Source organism: Azospira restricta (genome assembly GCF_016858125.1).
In the GTDB taxonomy this organism is placed as follows: domain Bacteria; phylum Pseudomonadota; class Gammaproteobacteria; order Burkholderiales; family Rhodocyclaceae; genus Proximibacter; species Proximibacter restrictus.
Map to the genome: position 1 here is coordinate 1175174 of NZ_CP064781.1, position 16267 is coordinate 1191440.

The window sequence follows — 16267 nt, forward strand, 5'->3', positions numbered from 1 at the left end:
CTGCGGCATTCTGTCGCGCTCAGCGCGTCTGGCGGCGGGCCAGGCGGCCTTCGACCAGCGAATAGACGGCGGGCACGACGACCAGTGTCAGCAACGTCGACGAGATCATGCCGCCGATCACCGCGATCGCCAGCGGCTGGTTGGTCTCCGAGCCGGCGCCGAGGCCGAGTGCGGCCGGGAACAGCGCGAGGATGACGGTCGCCGAGGTCATCAGCACCGGCCGCATGCGGATCGGGCAGGCGTCGGCGAGCGCGGCGTCGATCGCCATGCCGCCGGCGCGCCGCTGGTTGGTCAGGTCGACCAGCAGGATCGAGTTCTTGGCGACGAGGCCGATCAGCAGCACCAGGCCGATCATCGAGTAGATGTTCAGCGTCTGCCCGAACAGCCACAGCGCGGCTACGCCGCCGACGATCGCCAGCGGCTGCGCGAGCATGACGATGAACGGCTGCACGAAGGAGTTGAACTGGCTGGCGAGCACCATGTACAGCAGCACCATCGCCAGCGTGAAGGCGAACACCATGTACTTCATCGTCTTGCCGAACTCCTCGGCCTGGCCGACGAACTTCACCTGGTAGCCGGTGGGCAGCGTCTCGGCGGCGAGCGCGCGCACCTGGTCGACGGCGTCGCCGAGCGGCATCGTCGGCGACGCGAAGAAGGTCGCGGCGTACTGCAGATCGAAGCGGCCGATCACCGCCGGGCCGAGCGTCTGCCTGAACGAGGCCACCGCGTCGAGGCGCACCAGCTTGCCGTCCTTGGCGCGCAGCCAGATCTTGGCGAGGTCGGCGGGTTGCGTGAACTCGCCTTCGCGCGCCTTGACGCGGATGTCGTAGCGCTGGCCGTCGCCCGGCTCGTCGTTGAACTTGGCGAGGTCGACGCCGCCGGTGAGCATGTTGATCGCCAGCGCCACGTCCTGCGTGTTCAGGTTGGCGGCGGCGATGCGCAGGCGGTCGGGCTGGAAGACCAGTTGCGGCAGGTCGAGCTGCAGGTCGGTGTCGATGCGGCCGAGCGCCGGCTCCTGCGCCAGCTTGCCCTGGAACTCGCGCGTCAGCCGCCCGACCTCCTGCAGGTTCTCGCCGACCAGCACGAACTGCAGCGGCTCGCCGCGCTGCCCCTGCACCATCGGATAGGGCGCGGCGAAGGCGCGCGCGCCGGGGATCTGCGCCAGCTCCTTCCTGAGGATCGGCAGCAGCTCCTGCTGCGTCAGCTTGCGCTCGGTCTTCGGCACCATGCGCGCGACGACGGTGCCCTGGTTCACCTGGCCGGCCGAGCCGAGGCCGATCAGCGCGAATTCGGTGAATACCTCGGGGTGGCTGCGCAGCACGTCCTCGACCATGCGCAGCCGGGTGTCGGTGTAGTCGATCGACGAGCCGAGCGGCGTGCGCAGGTAGACGAGGAAGCGGCCCTCGTCCTGCTCCGGCGCGAAGGCCTTGCCGATGCCGGCGAAGAAGGGGACCGAGGCGGCGACGGTGAGCACGGTCAGCGCCACCACCTGCCAGCGGTGCGCCAGCGCCCGGCCGAGCAGGCGCCGGTAGAAGGCCTCCAGCGCCAGGAAGAAGCGTTCGATGCGCCCGTAGACCGCGCCGTGGTGCTGGCCCTTCTCGGTCACGCGCAGGTAGCGCGCGCAGAGCATCGGCGTCAGCGTCAGCGAGACGAACAGCGAGACGAGCACGCCGAAGGTGACGACGACGGCGAAGGAGCGGAAGAACTGGCCGATGATGCCGCTCATGAAGATCACCGGCGCGAAGATCGAGACCAGCGACAGGGTTGCCGCGATCACCGCGAAGATCACCTCGTTGCTGCCGTTGATCGCCGCCGAGACCGGGTCCGGGTCGAGCTCCTCGCGGTGGCGGAAGATGTTCTCGAGGACGACGATCGCGTCGTCGACGACGACGCCGATCAGGAGCAGCAGTGCGAGCAGCGTCAGCGAGTTGAGCGTGAAGCCGAAGAAGTAGATCACTGCGATGGCGCCGAGCAGCGACACCGGAATCGCCAGCGAGATGATCAGCGTCGACCGCAGCGAACGCAGGAAGACCCAGACGACGAGCGCGGCGAGGATCGTGCCCTCGATCAGGTGCTCCTTCAGCGAATTGACGATCTCGAGGATGAAGACGGCGTCGTTGGAGACGATCGACAGCCGCATTCCGGGCGGCAGCTGCGGGCGGATCTCGTGGTCGACCTTGTGCAGGATGCGGTCGACGATGGCGACGGTGTTGGTGTTGGCGATCTTGACGATGCCCAGGCCGATCGTCGTCTCGCCGTTGAAGCGGGCGAGCTGGCGCTTGTCGGTCAGACCGTCCTCGACCTCGGCGATGTCGGCGAGGCGGATCGGGGCGCCCCCCTTCCAGGCGACGACCATCTCCTTCAGCGCATCGACCGAGTGGAACTCGAGGTCGAGCTTGACCAGGTTCTCGGTGGCGCTGCCGACGACGAAGCCGCCGGCGAGCTGCACGTGCTCGCGGGCGAAGGCGTCGTTGACGTCCTGCGCGGTGACGCTGAGCGCGACCATCCGCTCCGGAATCAGGTTGGCGCGGATGGTGCGGTCGCGGCGGCCGCCGAGGCGAACTTCGCCGACGCCGTCGATCGTTTCCAGCCGCTTCTTCAGCGTGTTCACCGCATACTGGTTGAGCTGCTGCTGCGTGCGGTCGCCCTGCAGCGCCAGCCACATGATCGGCTGCGCGTTGGTCTCGACCTTGGCCACGACCGGCGGGTCGGCGTCGTCCGGCAGCCGGCGCAGCACCTGGTTCACCTTGGCCTGCACCTCGTTGAAGGCGACGTCGATCTTCTTCTCGAGCCCGAAGGTGATGTTGATGATCGAGATGCCGGGCGACGAAGTGGACTGGATGTGCTCGATCCCCGGCACCGAATTGACCGAGCTCTCGATGACGTTGGTGATCGAGGCGTCGACGATGTCCGGGTTGGCGCCCTTCAGCGCCGTCGAGATCGAGACCACCGGAAACTCGATGTACGGATAGCGGTCCATGCCGATCCGCTCGTAGCTGATGACGCCGAAGAGCACGAGCACGGCGGACAGCATCCACGCCAGGACGTGCCGCCGGATCGAAAGCTCGGGCAGGGTCATGGCTTGCCGGCGGCGTCGCCCTTGGCCGGGCCGGCGGGCGGCGCGCCGCGCTCGTGGACGCTGACGGCGGCGCCGTCGCTGAGGAAGCCGGCGCCGTCGAGGGCGACCGTCTCGCCGGCCTTCAGGCCGCTGACGATCTCGACCAGGCCGGCCGCCTTGCCGCCGGTGTCGACGATGCGCTGGCGCGCCTTGCCGTCCTCGATCGCGTAGACGACGCGGCCGGCCGGGCGCAGCACGACCGACTGCTCGGGCACCATCACCGCCGCCTCGCGCACGTCGAGGACGACGGCAGCGTTGAGCGAGCCGCCGCCCTTGAGCACGTCGCCGGGGTTGGCGATGCGCACGATGACGTCGAGCGCGCGGCTGGTATCGCTGAGCGTCGGGCGGATGTCCTCGACCTCACCCTCGATCGTCCGCCCGCCGGCCAGCGGGCTGGAGAGGCGCACCTTCTGGCCGCGCTTGAGGCGCGGCGCGGCGGTTTCCGGGAAGGGCAGGTGGGCGCGCAGCTGGGCGTTGGAAACGAGCCGGAAGATCGGGTCGCCGAGCTTCAGGTAGTCGCCCTGGGCGGCGATCTGCTCCTCGACGACGCCGTCGAAGGGGGCGAGGACGCGGGTCTTCTGCAGGTTGTTCGCCGACAGCGCGGCGCGGGCGCGGGCGGCCTCGAGCTGGTTCTGCAGCGCGTCGCGCTGCGCCGAGGCGTCGTCGAGCGCGTTCTTCGAGATGAAGTTCCTGGCGAGCAGCTCGTTCTGCCGCGCGACCAGGCGCTCCTGCTGCGCGAGCAAGGCTTCCAGGCGGGCGCTCTCGGCGCGGTCGGCGCGGTGCTGCTGGGCGGCATCGGCCGGGTCGATCTCGGCGAGGAGCTGCCCTTTCCGCACCGCCTCGCCGGGGTACGCCGCGATACGCAGGACGCGGCCGGCGACCTCGGCCGCGACCTTCGGGTCGTGCACCGCTTCCAGCGTGCCCAGCGTGCTCTCGACGATTTCCAGCGGCTGCGCTTTCGCCTGGGTGACGGTGATCAGCGTCGGCGGCGGCCCGGACTTCTTCTCCGCCGGCTTGTCGCCGCAGGCGGCGAGCGCGATTGCCGCGGCGCCGGCGAGGACGACGAGGCGCCGGCGCCGGATCACGGCAGCGTGCGCTCCAGCGCGTAGAGCGACTCGACCGCCTCGCGCGCTCGCACGAGATGCGCCGTATCGCCGTCGACCAGCACTTCCGCGGCGCGCGGCCGGGTGTTGTAGTTCGAGCTCATCGCCATGCCGTAGGCGCCGGCCGACATGATCGCCAGCAGATCGCCCGGCGCCAGCGCGAGCGGGCGGCCGTGGCCGAGGAAGTCGCCGGACTCGCAGACCGGGCCGACGATTTCCCAGGACTTCGCCTCGCCGGCGCGCGGCGCCACCGGCACGATGTCGTGCCAGGCGTCGTACAGCGCCGGCCGGGCGAGGTCGTTCATCGCCGCGTCGACGATCGCGAAGTTCTTCACTTCGCCCGGTTTCAGGTACTCGACCTTGGTCAGCAGCAGGCCGGCGTTGCCGACCAGCCGGCGGCCGGGCTCGAGCACGATCTTCAGCTTGCGGCCGGCGAGCTTGGCCAGCAGCGGGCCGAGGTAGCTCTTCACGCTCGGCGCGGACTCTTCATCGCTGTAGCGGATGCCGAGGCCGCCGCCGAGGTCGATGTGGTGCAGATGGATGCCGTCGGCGGCGAGCTGGTCGACCAGCTGCAGGATCTTGTCCAGCGCTTCGGCGAAGGGGGCCGGGTCGAGCAGCTGCGAACCGATGTGGCTGTCGATGCCGGCGACCTCGATGTGGGGCAGCGCGGCGGCGCGGCGGTAGAGCGCCAGCGCGTCCTCGTAGGCGACGCCGAACTTGTTCTCCTTCAGGCCCGTCGAAATGTACGGATGCGTCTTCGCATCGACGTTCGGATTGACGCGCAGGCTGATCGGCGCCTTCTTGCCGACGCTGCCGGCAACCTCGTTCAGCCGTTCCAGTTCCGGCGCCGATTCGACGTTGAAGCAGAGGATGCCGGCGGCGAGCGCCTGTTCCATCTCCGCGGCGGTCTTGCCGACGCCGGAGAAGACGATCTTCTGCGGGTCGGCGCCGGCGGCCAGCGCGCGCTGCAGTTCGCCGCCGGAGACGATGTCGAAGCCGGCGCCGCGGCGGGCGAAGAGGTTCAGGATGCCGAGGTTGGAGTTGGCCTTGACGGCATAGCAGACCAGCGCGTCGCAGCCCTTCAGCTGGTCGAGGAATTCGTCGAGCGCGGCTTCCAGCGCCGTGCGCGAATAGACGTAGCAGGGGGTGCCGAAGCGCTCGGCGATGTCGGCGAGGGCGACGCCTTCGGCGTGCAGGCGGCCGTTCTTGAGGGCGAAGGAAGTCATGCGGAAGGGCTCACTTGGCCGCGTCGGCGGCCGTGTTAAGATCGCCGCGCGATGCGTCGGCAGCAGGTGGTTGCGGTTTCGGGAGGGGCTTGGCGGGAGCGGGGTTGCCGAAGATCGGCGCCGGCGCCGGGCCGGGCGGCAGGGTCAGGTTGCCGCGGGTGCCGCAGGCCGCCAGTGCGGCGAGCGCGACCAGGGGAATATAGTGACGCATCGGTCAGTAACGCGAAAAATTGGATGGTAGCACAAGGATGAACGAGACCGAATTTGCCGCGCTGTCGGGCGCGATGCTCGCCCGCATCGAACAGGGGCTGGAAGCCGCGGATGCCGATGTGGACTTCGAACTGGCCGCCGGCGGCGTGCTCGAGATCGAATTCGCCGACGGCAGCAAGATCATCGTCAATCGCCATGCGGTGGCGCAGGAGATTTGGGTCGCCGCCAAGTCCGGCGGCTTCCATTTCCGCCACGACGGCGCCGTCTGGCGCGATACCCGCGACGGCGAGGAGCTGCTGGCGAAGCTGTCCCGGCTGGTGTCGGCGCAGGCCGGCGAGCCGGTCGTCCTCGCCTAGTCCTCGGCCTTCGTCGCGGCGTCGCCCGGCTGTTCGCCGGGCACCTCCGCCGGGACGTTCTCCTTGTAGAAGTATTCCTTCGCCGGTCCCTTGCCGGCGGCCGCGACCTCGCGCGCAACCAGCCCGTCGGGCACCGGCGGGAACGCCTCGGGAACGTCCTTGAGCGCCTTCTGCATGTAGTTGATCCAGATCGGCAGCGCCGCGGCGCCGCCGGTCTCGCCCTTGCCCAGGTCCTTCGGCTGGTCGAAGCCGATCCACGCGCAGCCGGCCAGCGTCTGCTGGTAGCCGCAGAACCAGGCATCGACGTGCTCGTTGGTGGTGCCGGTCTTGCCGGCGAGGTCGCGGCGCTTGAGGGTCGCCGCGGCGCGGGCGGCGGTGCCGTAGATCGTCACGTCGCGCAGCAGGCTGTCCATCAGGAAGGCGTTGCGCGGATCGATCGCGCGCAGTTCCTCGTTGCCGGCCGGCGTTGGCTGCGCCTGCGCCAGCACGAGGCCGTTCTCGTCGCGGATCTCGCGTACGGCGTAGGGCTGGATGCGGTAGCCGCCGTTGGCGAAGACGGCGTAGGCGGAGACCATCTGCCACGGCGTCACCGAGCCGGCGCCGAGCGCCATCGTCAGGTAGGCGGGGTGCTTGTCGGCCTCGAAGCCGAAGCGCGTCGCGTAGTCCTGCGCATAGTGCGTGCCGATCGCCTGCAGCACGCGGATCGAGACCATGTTCTTCGATTTCGCCAGCGCCGTGCGCAGGCGCATCGGGCCTTCGTACTTGCCGTCGTAGTTCTTCGGCTCCCAGGCCTGCGAACCGGTGACCGACGCCGGGAAGACGATCGGCTCGTCCTGGACCACGGTCGTCGCCGTGAAGCCCTTTTCCAGCGAGGCCGAGTAGATGAACGGCTTGAAGCTCGAGCCCGGCTGCCGCCAGGCCTGCGTGACGTGGTTGAACTTGTTGCGGTTGAAGTCGAAGCCGCCGACCAGCGCGCGGATGTCGCCGGTCTGCGGGTCGATCGAGACGAAGGCGGCCTCCACTTCCGGCATCTGCACGACCTGCCAGTTGCCCTTGTCGTCCTTCTGCACGCGGATCACCGCACCGCGGCGGATGCGCTTGTTCGGCGGCGCCTTGTCGTCGAGCATGCGTGCGGCGAACCGGAGGGCGTCGCCGGACAGCGTGATCAGGTCGCCGCCCTTGCGGTAGGCCTTGACCTGCTTCGGTTGCGCCTCAAGCACGATGGCCGGCGACAGGTCCTCGCTGCCGACGATGTCGGCGAGCAGTTCGTCGAGCGTCTCGTCCTGGTCGGACGTCACTTCCTTCATGTCGACGTAGGCTTCCGCGCCGCGGTAGCCGTGGCGGCGGTCGTAGTCGAAGACGCCGCGGCGCAGGCTGGCGTAGGCGGCCTCCTGGTCGGCCTTGGTGATCGTCGTGTAGACGCGCAGCCCGCGCGAATAGACCTCGTCCGGGTAGCGCTCGGCGGCGATCTGGCGCGCCATCTCGGCGACGTACTCGGCGTGCACCGGGTATTCGTTGGTGTCGCGCTTGACCACCAGCGTCTGCTTCAGCGCCGCCTCGTACTGCTTGTCGTCGAGCGCGCCCATCTCGCGCATCCGGCGCAGCACGTACTGCTGGCGGACCTTGGCGCGCTTCGGATTGACCACCGGGTTGAAGGCCGACGGCGCCTTCGGCAGTCCGGCGAGCATCGCCGCCTCGGCCGCGCTCAGGTCCTTGAGCGGCTTGCCGTAGTAGATCTGGGCGGCGGCGGCGAAGCCGTAGGCGCGCTGGCCGAGATAGATCTGGTTGATGTAGAGCTCGAGAATCTGATCCTTCGTGAGGTTGTGTTCTATCTTGAAGGACAGCAGGACTTCGTACAGCTTGCGGGTATAGGTCTTCTCGCTGGACAGGAAGAAGTTGCGCGCGACCTGCTGGGTGATCGTGCTGGCGCCCTGCTTCTTGCCACCGGAAACGAGGTTCATCAGCGCCGCGCGCGCCATGCCCAGCGTGTCGATGCCGGCGTGCTGGTAGAAGCGTTCGTCCTCGGCGGCGAGGATGGCCTGCTTCATGACCGGCGGCACGTCCTGGATGTGCACGATGTTGCGGCGCTCCTCGCCGAACTCGCCGATCAGGTGGCCGTCGGCGGTATAGACGCGCAGCGGGATCTTCGGCCGGTAGTCGGTCAGCGCTTCCAGCGACGGCAGGTTGGGGTAGGTCAGGACGAGCACGATCGCGACCACGGCGACGCCGATGGCGACCAGGCCGCAGATCAGGATCAGCGGGTAGAGAATCCAGCGCAACAGGGGGGGCAAGGCGGTCTTTCGCGGACAGATTGGGAGTGTGGCGCGGATTATACGCGGGGCGTTTGTCGGGAGAAAAATTGCTTTACATGCCTATGGCTTGTTGCTAGCATCTAACGTAGATTATTGTATAACGACGCTAAGTATTCATTTCAAAACGACTTTTTGCCGAGGACATCGATTTGCAGATTGATCTCTCGATCTTCAGTACGAAGGCGCGACCGCTGATTGGCCTGGACATCAGTTCCTCGGCCGTGAAGCTGGTCGAGCTGTCGGGCGGCGGCAAGGAGGGCTTTCGCGTCGAGCGGTACACGATCGAAGTCCTCGCCAAGGACGTGGTCGCCGACGGCAACATCGTCAACCTCGAGGCCTGCGCCGAGGCCGTCAAGAAGGCCTGGAAGCGGCTGGCGACGTCGACCCGGAACGTGGCGCTGGCGCTGCCGGCGTCGGCGGTGATCACCAAGAAGATCATCGTTCCGGCCGGGCAGCGGGAGGAAGACCTCGAAATGCAGGTCGAATCCGAGGCCAACCAGTACATCCCCTTTGCGCTGGACGAGGTCAACCTCGATTTCCAGGTGGTCGGTCCGGCGCCGTCCTCGCCCGACGAGATCGAGGTCCTGATCGCGGCATCGCGCAAGGAGCGCGTCGAGGACCGCGTTGCCGTCGCCGAGGCGGCGGGGTTGAAGCCGGTGGTGATGGACGTCGAGTCCTACGCCGCGCTGGCAGCCTTCGAGCTGATCGAGAGGCAGTTGCCGGATGGCGGGCAGAACCAGATCATCGCGCTCGTCGATGTCGGAGCGAATTCGATGAACCTGACCGTGCTGAAGAACGCCCAGCAGGTCTATACCCGGGAACAGGCCTTCGGCGGCAACCAGCTGACGCAGGACATCGCCCGCCACTACGGCATGAGCTTCGAGGAGGCGGAGGCCGCGAAGCGGGCCAACAACCTGCCGGACTCCTACGAGGCGGAGTTGCTCCGGCCCTTCGTCGAGAACCTGGCGCTTGAAGTCTCGCGCGCCCTGCAGTTCTTCTTCACTTCGACCCAGTTCAACCAGATCCACCACGTCGTCCTCGCCGGCGGCTGCGCGGTCCTGCCCGGCGCCGACGAGGCCGTCGCCTCGCGCACGCAGATCAACACCGTCGTCGCCAATCCGTTCGCCAACATGGTCCTCTCGGACCGCGTCAAGGCGAGGAACCTCCTGGCCGACGCGTCCTCGCTGCTGGTCTCCTGTGGCCTTGCCTTGCGGAGGTTCGACGAATGATACGCATCAACCTCCTGCCGCACCGCGAGGAAAAGCGGAAAGCGAGAAGGCAGCAGTTCTTCGTCCTGACCGGCCTGGTCGCGGTGCTCGCCGGTCTGATCGTCTTCCTCGGCTACAGCATCATCGCCGGATACATCTCGACGCAGGACGAGCGCAACGAATTCCTGAAGAAGGAGATCGCCGTCCTCGACAAGCAGATCGCCGAGATCAAGCGCCTGCGGGAGCAGACGCAGTCGCTGCTGTCGCGCAAGCAGATCATCGAATCCCTGCAGGCGGACCGCGCCGAGGCCGTTTATCTGCTCAACGAGATGGTCAAGCAGATGCCGGAAGGTGTTTATCTCAAGATGCTCAAGCAGGATGGGCGGCGTATCCAGATGGTCGGGTATACGCAATCGAATGCGCGTGTGTCGACGCTGATGCGCAACCTGGAGGCCTCGCCCTGGCTTGAGGCTCCCCAGCTGCAGGAAATCAAGGCGGTCACGCTCGACAAGCGCCGGGTGAGCGAGTTCAGCCTGACAGCCATGCTTACCCGTCCGCCGGTCGCGGGAGAGCAGGGGGGAGGGGCGAAGCAATGAAGAAACCGACGCTGCCCAAGATCAATTTCCAGGAAATCGCCAACGATTTCCGGCGCCTCAACCCGAACGATGTCGGTACGTGGCCCGTCATCCCGCGGGTTACGGTACTGGTGGGTTTGTTCGTCGCGCTGGTCGCCGCCGGATGGTGGTTCGTCTGGCAAGACCAGTGGGCCACGCTGGAAACCAAGCAGGCCGAGGAGGTCAAGCTCAAGGAGGATTTCCTGGCCAAGAAACGGCAGGCGGTGAATCTGGACCTGTATGTGCAGCAACTCAACGAAATCGACCGGTCGTTTGGTGCGTTGCTGAAGCAACTTCCGAACAAGGCCGAGGTCGAGGCCCTGCTGGTCGAAATCAACCAGGCGGGGATGGGGCGCGGGCTGCAGTTCGAATTGTTCAAGCCAGGCCAGGAGCAAGTCCGTGATTTTTATGCAGAGTTGCCGATCTCGGTCAAGCTGATCGGGGGCTATCACGATTTCGGTGCGTTTGCCGGTGATATCGGGCGCCTGTCGCGGATCGTGACGCTCAACAACATCAACATCGTGGCGCAGAAAGACGGCGTGTTGATGATGGATGCGGTGACGAAGACCTTCCGCTATCTCGACGAAGAGGAACTCGCGCGCCAGAGGAAGGCTGCGCAGGATGCCAAGAGGGGTAGGTGACAATGACGCGCGCTAACGCCGGGATTCTGCTGGCTGCCGTTCTTCTGGCTTCCTGTTCCGGTGCGGACCAGGACGAGCTGCGGCAGTGGATGAAAGAAGAAACCAAGGATTTTCGAGGGAAGATTCCGCCGTTGCCTCAGGTCAAGCCGTACTCGCCGGTTCCCTATGACGCCGGGGGGCTGGTCGATCCGTTCCGGCCGTCGAAACTCCTGGCAGACCAGAAGCAGGCGGGTGGCGGCGGCCTGCAGCCTGATCTCAATCGGCCCAGGGAACCGCTCGAGTCCTATCCGCTGGAGTCGATCAAGTATGTCGGGTCGCTTACGAAAAACCGTCAGACCCACGGCATCGTGCAGGTGGAAGGATCCCTTCACCAAGTGAGGGCCGGCAACTACATGGGGCAAAACTTCGGGGTCGTCACCAAGATCTCGGAGACGGAGATAGATCTGCGCGAACTTGTTCAGGACCCCGGCGGCGACTGGGTTGAGCGGACGAGCACGCTGCACTTGCAGGCCAAGGAGGGAAGATGATGAAGCAAATGCTTAACCGGTTGCTCTGCCTGGTGAGCGTCGTATTGTTCGCTGGCACGGCCTTGGCCCAGGGGGGTTCCGCTAGCGGCAACGAAATCCAGTCGATCAATGTCGGCCAGCAGGCGGGGGCGGTGGTCGTCAAGCTGGGGTTCAAGGATCCGCTGGCGGGCGTGCCGGCGAGCTTCAGCGTGGCGAATCCGGCGCGCGTGGCCATCGATCTTCCGGCGACGAACAATGGCCTCGGGCGTAACAGCCAGTCCTTCAACGAAGGAGGGTTGCGCAGCGTGAATTTCGTGCAGACCCCGGAGAAAATGCGGGTCGTGCTCAATCTCAACCAGCCGCTGGTCCACGACCTGCGTGTCGAGGAACGGTCGCTGCTGATTACGCTGTCCCCGTCGGCGGCGTCGGCGGCGTCGGCGGCGGGCGGGGGCGCGCAGCAGGTGACGCAGTTTGCTCCGGCGCGCAGCGTTTCCGGACACGCCATCCGCGACGTCGGATTCCGTCGCGGCAAGGACGGCGAAGCGCGGGTGACCGTCGATTTGAGCGACACCAGCACCGGCATCGACATTCGTCAGGAGGGGTCGGTGCTGCTTGTCGAGTTCGCGAAGACCTCGCTCCCGGAGCATCTGCGCAAGCGCATGGACGTTACCGACTTTGCGACGCCGGTGACTTCCTTCACCGCCAGCCAGCAAGGCGAAAATACCCGTCTGACGATCACGCCGAAGGGGCTATGGGAGCACAACGCCTACCAGACCGACACGCAGTTCGTGATCGAGGTGAAGCCGATTATCGAAAACCCGAACAAGCTGGTCCAGGGGTCGCGCGGAGGCTACCAGGGCGAGAAGCTGTCGCTGAACTTCCAGAACGTCGACGTGCGGCGACTGTTGCAGGTGATCGGTGAGTTCACCGGCATGAATATCGTCGTCAGCGACACTGTCGCTGGCAATTTGACCTTGATCCTCAAGGACGTGCCGTGGGACCAGGCGCTGGATATCATCCTCCAGCAGCGCGGGCTCGATATGCGCAAGAACGGAAACGTCATCCTCATCGCACCGCGCGAAGAGATCGCGACCAAGGAAAAGCTGGAATTCGAGTCGCGGCAGCAGATCGGCGACCTCGAGCCGCTGCGTTCGGAGAGTTTCCAGCTCAACTACCACAAGGCGAAAGCCGTCTTCGATTTCCTCAAGAACAAGGATCAGACGCTGCTTTCCAAGCGAGGGTCGGTGATCGTCGATGAGCGGACAAACAAGTTGTTTGTCAGCGATACGCCGGGACGATTGGACGATCTGCGCCGGCTGATTTCAGAAATCGATATCCCGGTACGGCAAGTCTTGATCGAGGCGAGAATTGTTGAAGCTTCGGATAGCTTCAGCAAGGATCTGGGGGTTCGTCTGGGCTGGAACATGGGTGGCTCGAACGAGTCTGCCTACCGGATCGGCAATGACGGAGTCGTCAGAGGAAACGTAATGACCGGGGCGTCTTTGGCCAATACGGGATTTCAGACAGGACAGATTTCAACGCAGCCGAATTTTTTGACTGACAGTCTGAACGTGAATTTGCCAGCGAACCCACGCTCAGGTCGGGCAGGGGCGCTGTCGTTCGTGCTATTCAACTCGGCAAGATCCCAGTTCCTGAATCTGGAGGTCAGTGCGCTGGAAGCCGACGGTAGGGGAAAGGTGATTTCGAGTCCGCGTGTGGTGACTGCGGACCAGGTCGAAGCGCTGATCGAGCAGGGTGTCGAGATTCCCTACCAGCAGGCGACGTCGTCGGGTGCCACGAGTGTTTCTTTCCGCAAGGCGAATCTGGCGCTCAAGGTCAAGCCGCAGATTACGCCGGACGGCAAGATCACGATGACGCTTGACGTCAATAAGGACACGCCCAACACTCGTTTGACGACCGGTGCCGGTGTGGCGATCGATACCAAGCACGTCAAGACCGAAGTCCTGGTCGAAAACGGCGGCACCGTGGTTATCGGCGGTATCTACCAGCAAGAGCTGCGCGAATCAAACAGCCGCATTCCGGTGCTCGGCGAAATTCCTTATCTCGGTTGGTTGTTCCGCAACTCCCAGAAGACGGACGACAAGACCGAACTGCTGGTGTTTATTACACCAAGAATTATCACTGACGCGATGACGATTCGTTGATTTTCCTTTAAGACGTGTGCGCACGAGGGCCGGCAATGCCGGCCTTCGTCATTTCCGATGCGGTAGAATGGGCGGGTGAGCGGGAAAGCGGAAAACATCTATCTGGTGGGCCTCATGGGGGCCGGCAAGACGACGATCGGCAAGGTGCTGGCCAGGCGTCTGGGCTGGCGCTTCGTCGACTCCGACCACGAGATCGAGGCGCGTACCGGGGTGCGGATTCCGACCATCTTCGAGATCGAGGGGGAGGAGGGGTTCCGTCGCCGTGAAACGCAGGTGCTCCGCGAACTGACCGGCCTGCGCAACGTCGTCATGGCCACCGGCGGCGGGGCGGTGATCGCCGAGGAGAACCGCCGCCTGTTGCGCGACCATGGCCTCGTCGTCTATCTCGACGTGTCGCCGGCGCAGCTCTACGAACGCACCCGGCACGATCGGAACCGGCCGCTGTTACAGGTGGCGGACCCGCTGCGGCGGCTGCAGGAGCTGCTCGCGGCGCGGGAGCCTTTCTACCGGGAGGTCGCCGACATCGTCGTCGACGGCAATCGCTGCAACGCGCAGGCCGTCGTCCAGCTACTCACCCGCGAGCACGAAAACCTATGCAATCCTTGACCGTCGAACTTGGCGAGCGCTCCTATCCCATCCACATCGGCCGCGGGCTGCTCGACCGCGGCGATCTGGTGCGTCCGCTGCTGCGCCAGCCGCGGGTGATGCTCGTCACCAACGAGACCGTCGCCCCGCTCTATCTCGGCCGGCTGGCTTCGGCGCTGAAGGCTGCCGGGGTCGACACGATCGAGCTGGTGCTGCCGGATGGCGAGCAGTACAAGAACTGGGAGACGCTGAACCTCGTCTTCGATGCGCTGCTTCGCCATCGCTGCGAACGGAGCACGACGCTGGTCGCGCTGGGCGGTGGCGTCATCGGCGACATGGGCGGCTTCGCTGCCGCCTGTTACCAGCGCGGCATGCCGTTCATCCAGGTGCCGACGACGCTGCTGTCGCAGGTCGACTCGTCGGTCGGCGGCAAGACCGCGATCAACCACCCGCTCGGCAAGAACATGATCGGCGCCTTCTATCAGCCGCGGCTGGTGCTGGCGGATACCGATACGCTGAATACGCTGCCCGACCGCGAACTGTCGGCCGGGCTTGCCGAAGTCGTCAAGTACGGCCTGATCCGCGACCTGCCTTTCCTCGAGTGGCTCGAGGAGAACATCGAGCGCCTGCTGGCGCGCGAGCCGGAGGCGCTGGCCTATGCCATCCACCGCTCCTGTGCCAACAAGGCGGCGGTGGTCGCCGCCGACGAGCGCGAGAGCGGCGAGCGCGCGCTGCTCAACCTCGGCCACACCTTCGGCCACGCCATCGAAACCGGGCTCGGCTACGGCGCGTGGCTGCACGGCGAGGCCGTCGCCGCCGGCATGATGATCGCCGCCGAGCTGTCCGCGCAGCTGGGCTGGATCGGCGCGGCCGACGTCGCCCGCGTCGAGCGCCTGCTCCGCCGTGCCCGGCTGCCGACGGAGGCGGCAGCGCTGCCGGTCGATACCTACCTCGACCTGATGCGTCACGACAAGAAGGTCGAGGGCGGGCGCCTGCGGCTGGTGCTCTATCGCGCCATCGGCCAGGCCGTGGTCAGCGACGTCGCGAACGACGCGCAGATCGCGCGCGCGATCGAGGTGCGCCTGTCCGATGCCTGAGCTGGCGCCCTATGCCGCGCACGACGCCGCGACGCGCGGGCGGCGCCATGCCGAGGCGCGGCCGGCGATGCGTTCAGATTTCCAGCGCGACCGCGACCGCATCGTCCATTCGACGGCCTTTCGTCGCCTCGAATACAAGACCCAGGTTTTCGTCAATCACGAAGGCGACCTGTTTCGCACGCGGCTGACGCACAGCATCGAGGTGGCGCAGATCGCGCGCGGCATCTGCCGTGCGCTGCGCCTCAACGAGGATCTCGCCGAGGCCGTCGCGCTGGCGCACGACCTCGGCCATACCCCCTTCGGCCACGCCGGCCAGGACGCGCTGCACGACTGCATGCGCGCGCACGGCGGCTTCGAGCACAATCTGCAGAGCCTGCGCATCGTCGACGTGCTCGAGGAGCGCTATGCCGCCTTCGACGGCCTGAACCTGTGCTTCGAAACGCGCGAGGGCATCGTCAAGCACTGCTCGCTCGAGAATGCGCGCCGGCTCGGCGACGTCGGCGAGCGCTTCCTCGTCGGCGGGCAGCCGTCGCTGGAGGCGCAGGTATGCAACCTTGCCGACGAAATCGCCTACAACAACCACGACGTCGACGACGGTCTGCGCTCGGGCCTGATCTCGCTCGACCAGTTGCGCGAGGTGCGCCTGTTCCGCCGCCACATCGCCGTCGTCGAGGCCGAGTACCCGGAGCTGGCCGGGCGTCGGCTGATCCACGAAACGGTCCGCCGCATGATCAACACCCTGGTCTGCGACCTGGTGCGGACGACCGCCGACAACGTCGCCCGGCACGCCCCGGACGGCATCGACGCCTTGCGCGCCTGTCCACCGCTGGCGGCCTTTTCGGTCGAGCTGGCGGAGGAGAACCGCGAGCTCAAGCGCTTCCTGCGGACCCATCTCTACCGCCACTACCAGGTGCTGCGCATGACCAACAAGGCGCGGCGGATCATCGGCGACCTGTTCGCCGCGTTCCTGGCCGATCCCCGCCTGCTGCCCCCGCAATACCAGCGCGCCGACGACCAGCCGCGCGCCGTCGCCGACTACGTCGCCGGCATGACCGACCGCTACGCGATGAAGGAGCATCGGCGGTTGTTCGCCGTCGGCGAGATCTGACCGTTTCGCCGGCTGCTC

General features: G+C 66.3%; 13 protein-coding genes. 9 read left to right on the forward strand and 4 right to left on the reverse strand.

Going from position 1 to position 16267, the window contains the following annotated elements:
* Positions 1-19: 19 nt before the first annotated feature.
* The 3 genes from IWH25_RS05730 to lysA are packed head-to-tail and all read right to left on the reverse strand — an operon-like array spanning position 20 to position 5447.
* On the reverse strand, positions 20-3079 hold the full coding sequence (locus IWH25_RS05730) for an efflux RND transporter permease subunit (protein ID WP_203388373.1): 3060 nt from the start codon (positions 3077-3079) through the stop codon (positions 20-22).
* On the reverse strand, positions 3076-4203 hold the full coding sequence (locus tag IWH25_RS05735) for an efflux RND transporter periplasmic adaptor subunit (RefSeq protein ID WP_203388374.1): 1128 nt from the start codon (positions 4201-4203) through the stop codon (positions 3076-3078). The genes IWH25_RS05730 and IWH25_RS05735 overlap by 4 nt, the downstream gene beginning before the upstream one ends.
* Positions 4200-5447: a diaminopimelate decarboxylase gene (gene lysA / locus IWH25_RS05740; protein ID WP_203388375.1), complete on the reverse strand. Its 1248-nt coding sequence runs from the start codon at positions 5445-5447 to the stop codon at positions 4200-4202. Before lysA ends, IWH25_RS05735 begins: the two co-directional genes overlap by 4 nt.
* Before the next feature lie 248 nt (positions 5448-5695).
* Here lysA and cyaY point away from each other — a divergent pair, with 248 nt between their 5' ends.
* Positions 5696-6013: an iron donor protein CyaY gene (cyaY, locus tag IWH25_RS05745; RefSeq protein WP_203388376.1), complete on the forward strand. Its 318-nt coding sequence runs from the start codon at positions 5696-5698 to the stop codon at positions 6011-6013.
* On the opposite strand, the gene IWH25_RS05750 is transcribed toward cyaY, so the two are convergent.
* Complete coding sequence (locus IWH25_RS05750) at positions 6010-8292, reverse strand: penicillin-binding protein 1A (protein WP_203389161.1); 2283 nt, start codon at positions 8290-8292, stop codon at positions 6010-6012. The two genes, cyaY and IWH25_RS05750, sit on opposite strands and share 4 nt — an antisense overlap.
* A gap of 182 nt (positions 8293-8474) precedes the next feature.
* Here IWH25_RS05750 and IWH25_RS05755 point away from each other — a divergent pair, with 182 nt between their 5' ends.
* From IWH25_RS05755 to IWH25_RS05790, 8 genes are all read left to right on the forward strand, one after another.
* Positions 8475-9554: a pilus assembly protein PilM gene (locus tag IWH25_RS05755; protein WP_203388377.1), complete on the forward strand. Its 1080-nt coding sequence runs from the start codon at positions 8475-8477 to the stop codon at positions 9552-9554.
* Entirely contained in the window at positions 9551-10129 is a 579-nt protein-coding gene (locus IWH25_RS05760; protein ID WP_203388378.1) for a PilN domain-containing protein, read from the forward strand. Before IWH25_RS05755 ends, IWH25_RS05760 begins: the two co-directional genes overlap by 4 nt.
* Entirely contained in the window at positions 10126-10788 is a 663-nt protein-coding gene (locus IWH25_RS05765) for a type IV pilus inner membrane component PilO (RefSeq protein WP_203388379.1), read from the forward strand. The genes IWH25_RS05760 and IWH25_RS05765 overlap by 4 nt, the downstream gene beginning before the upstream one ends.
* A gap of 2 nt (positions 10789-10790) precedes the next feature.
* Entirely contained in the window at positions 10791-11315 is a 525-nt protein-coding gene (locus tag IWH25_RS05770; RefSeq protein ID WP_203388380.1) for a pilus assembly protein PilP, read from the forward strand.
* The gene (locus tag IWH25_RS05775) at positions 11312-13459 is read left to right on the forward strand and encodes a type IV pilus secretin PilQ (protein ID WP_238999013.1); all 2148 of its coding nucleotides are present in this window, start codon (positions 11312-11314) and stop codon (positions 13457-13459) included. The genes IWH25_RS05770 and IWH25_RS05775 overlap by 4 nt, the downstream gene beginning before the upstream one ends.
* A 114-nt stretch (positions 13460-13573) precedes the next feature.
* On the forward strand, positions 13574-14065 hold the full coding sequence (locus tag IWH25_RS05780) for a shikimate kinase (protein WP_238999067.1): 492 nt from the start codon (positions 13574-13576) through the stop codon (positions 14063-14065).
* Positions 14053-15141, forward strand: a complete 1089-nt coding sequence (aroB, locus tag IWH25_RS05785) for a 3-dehydroquinate synthase (RefSeq protein ID WP_203388382.1) — start codon at positions 14053-14055, stop codon at positions 15139-15141. Before IWH25_RS05780 ends, aroB begins: the two co-directional genes overlap by 13 nt.
* Positions 15134-16249 carry a deoxyguanosinetriphosphate triphosphohydrolase gene (locus IWH25_RS05790; protein WP_203388383.1) on the forward strand — a complete coding sequence of 372 codons (1116 nt, stop codon included), beginning with the start codon at positions 15134-15136 and terminating at the stop codon, positions 16247-16249. The genes aroB and IWH25_RS05790 overlap by 8 nt, the downstream gene beginning before the upstream one ends.
* Positions 16250-16267: the final 18 nt, after the last annotated feature.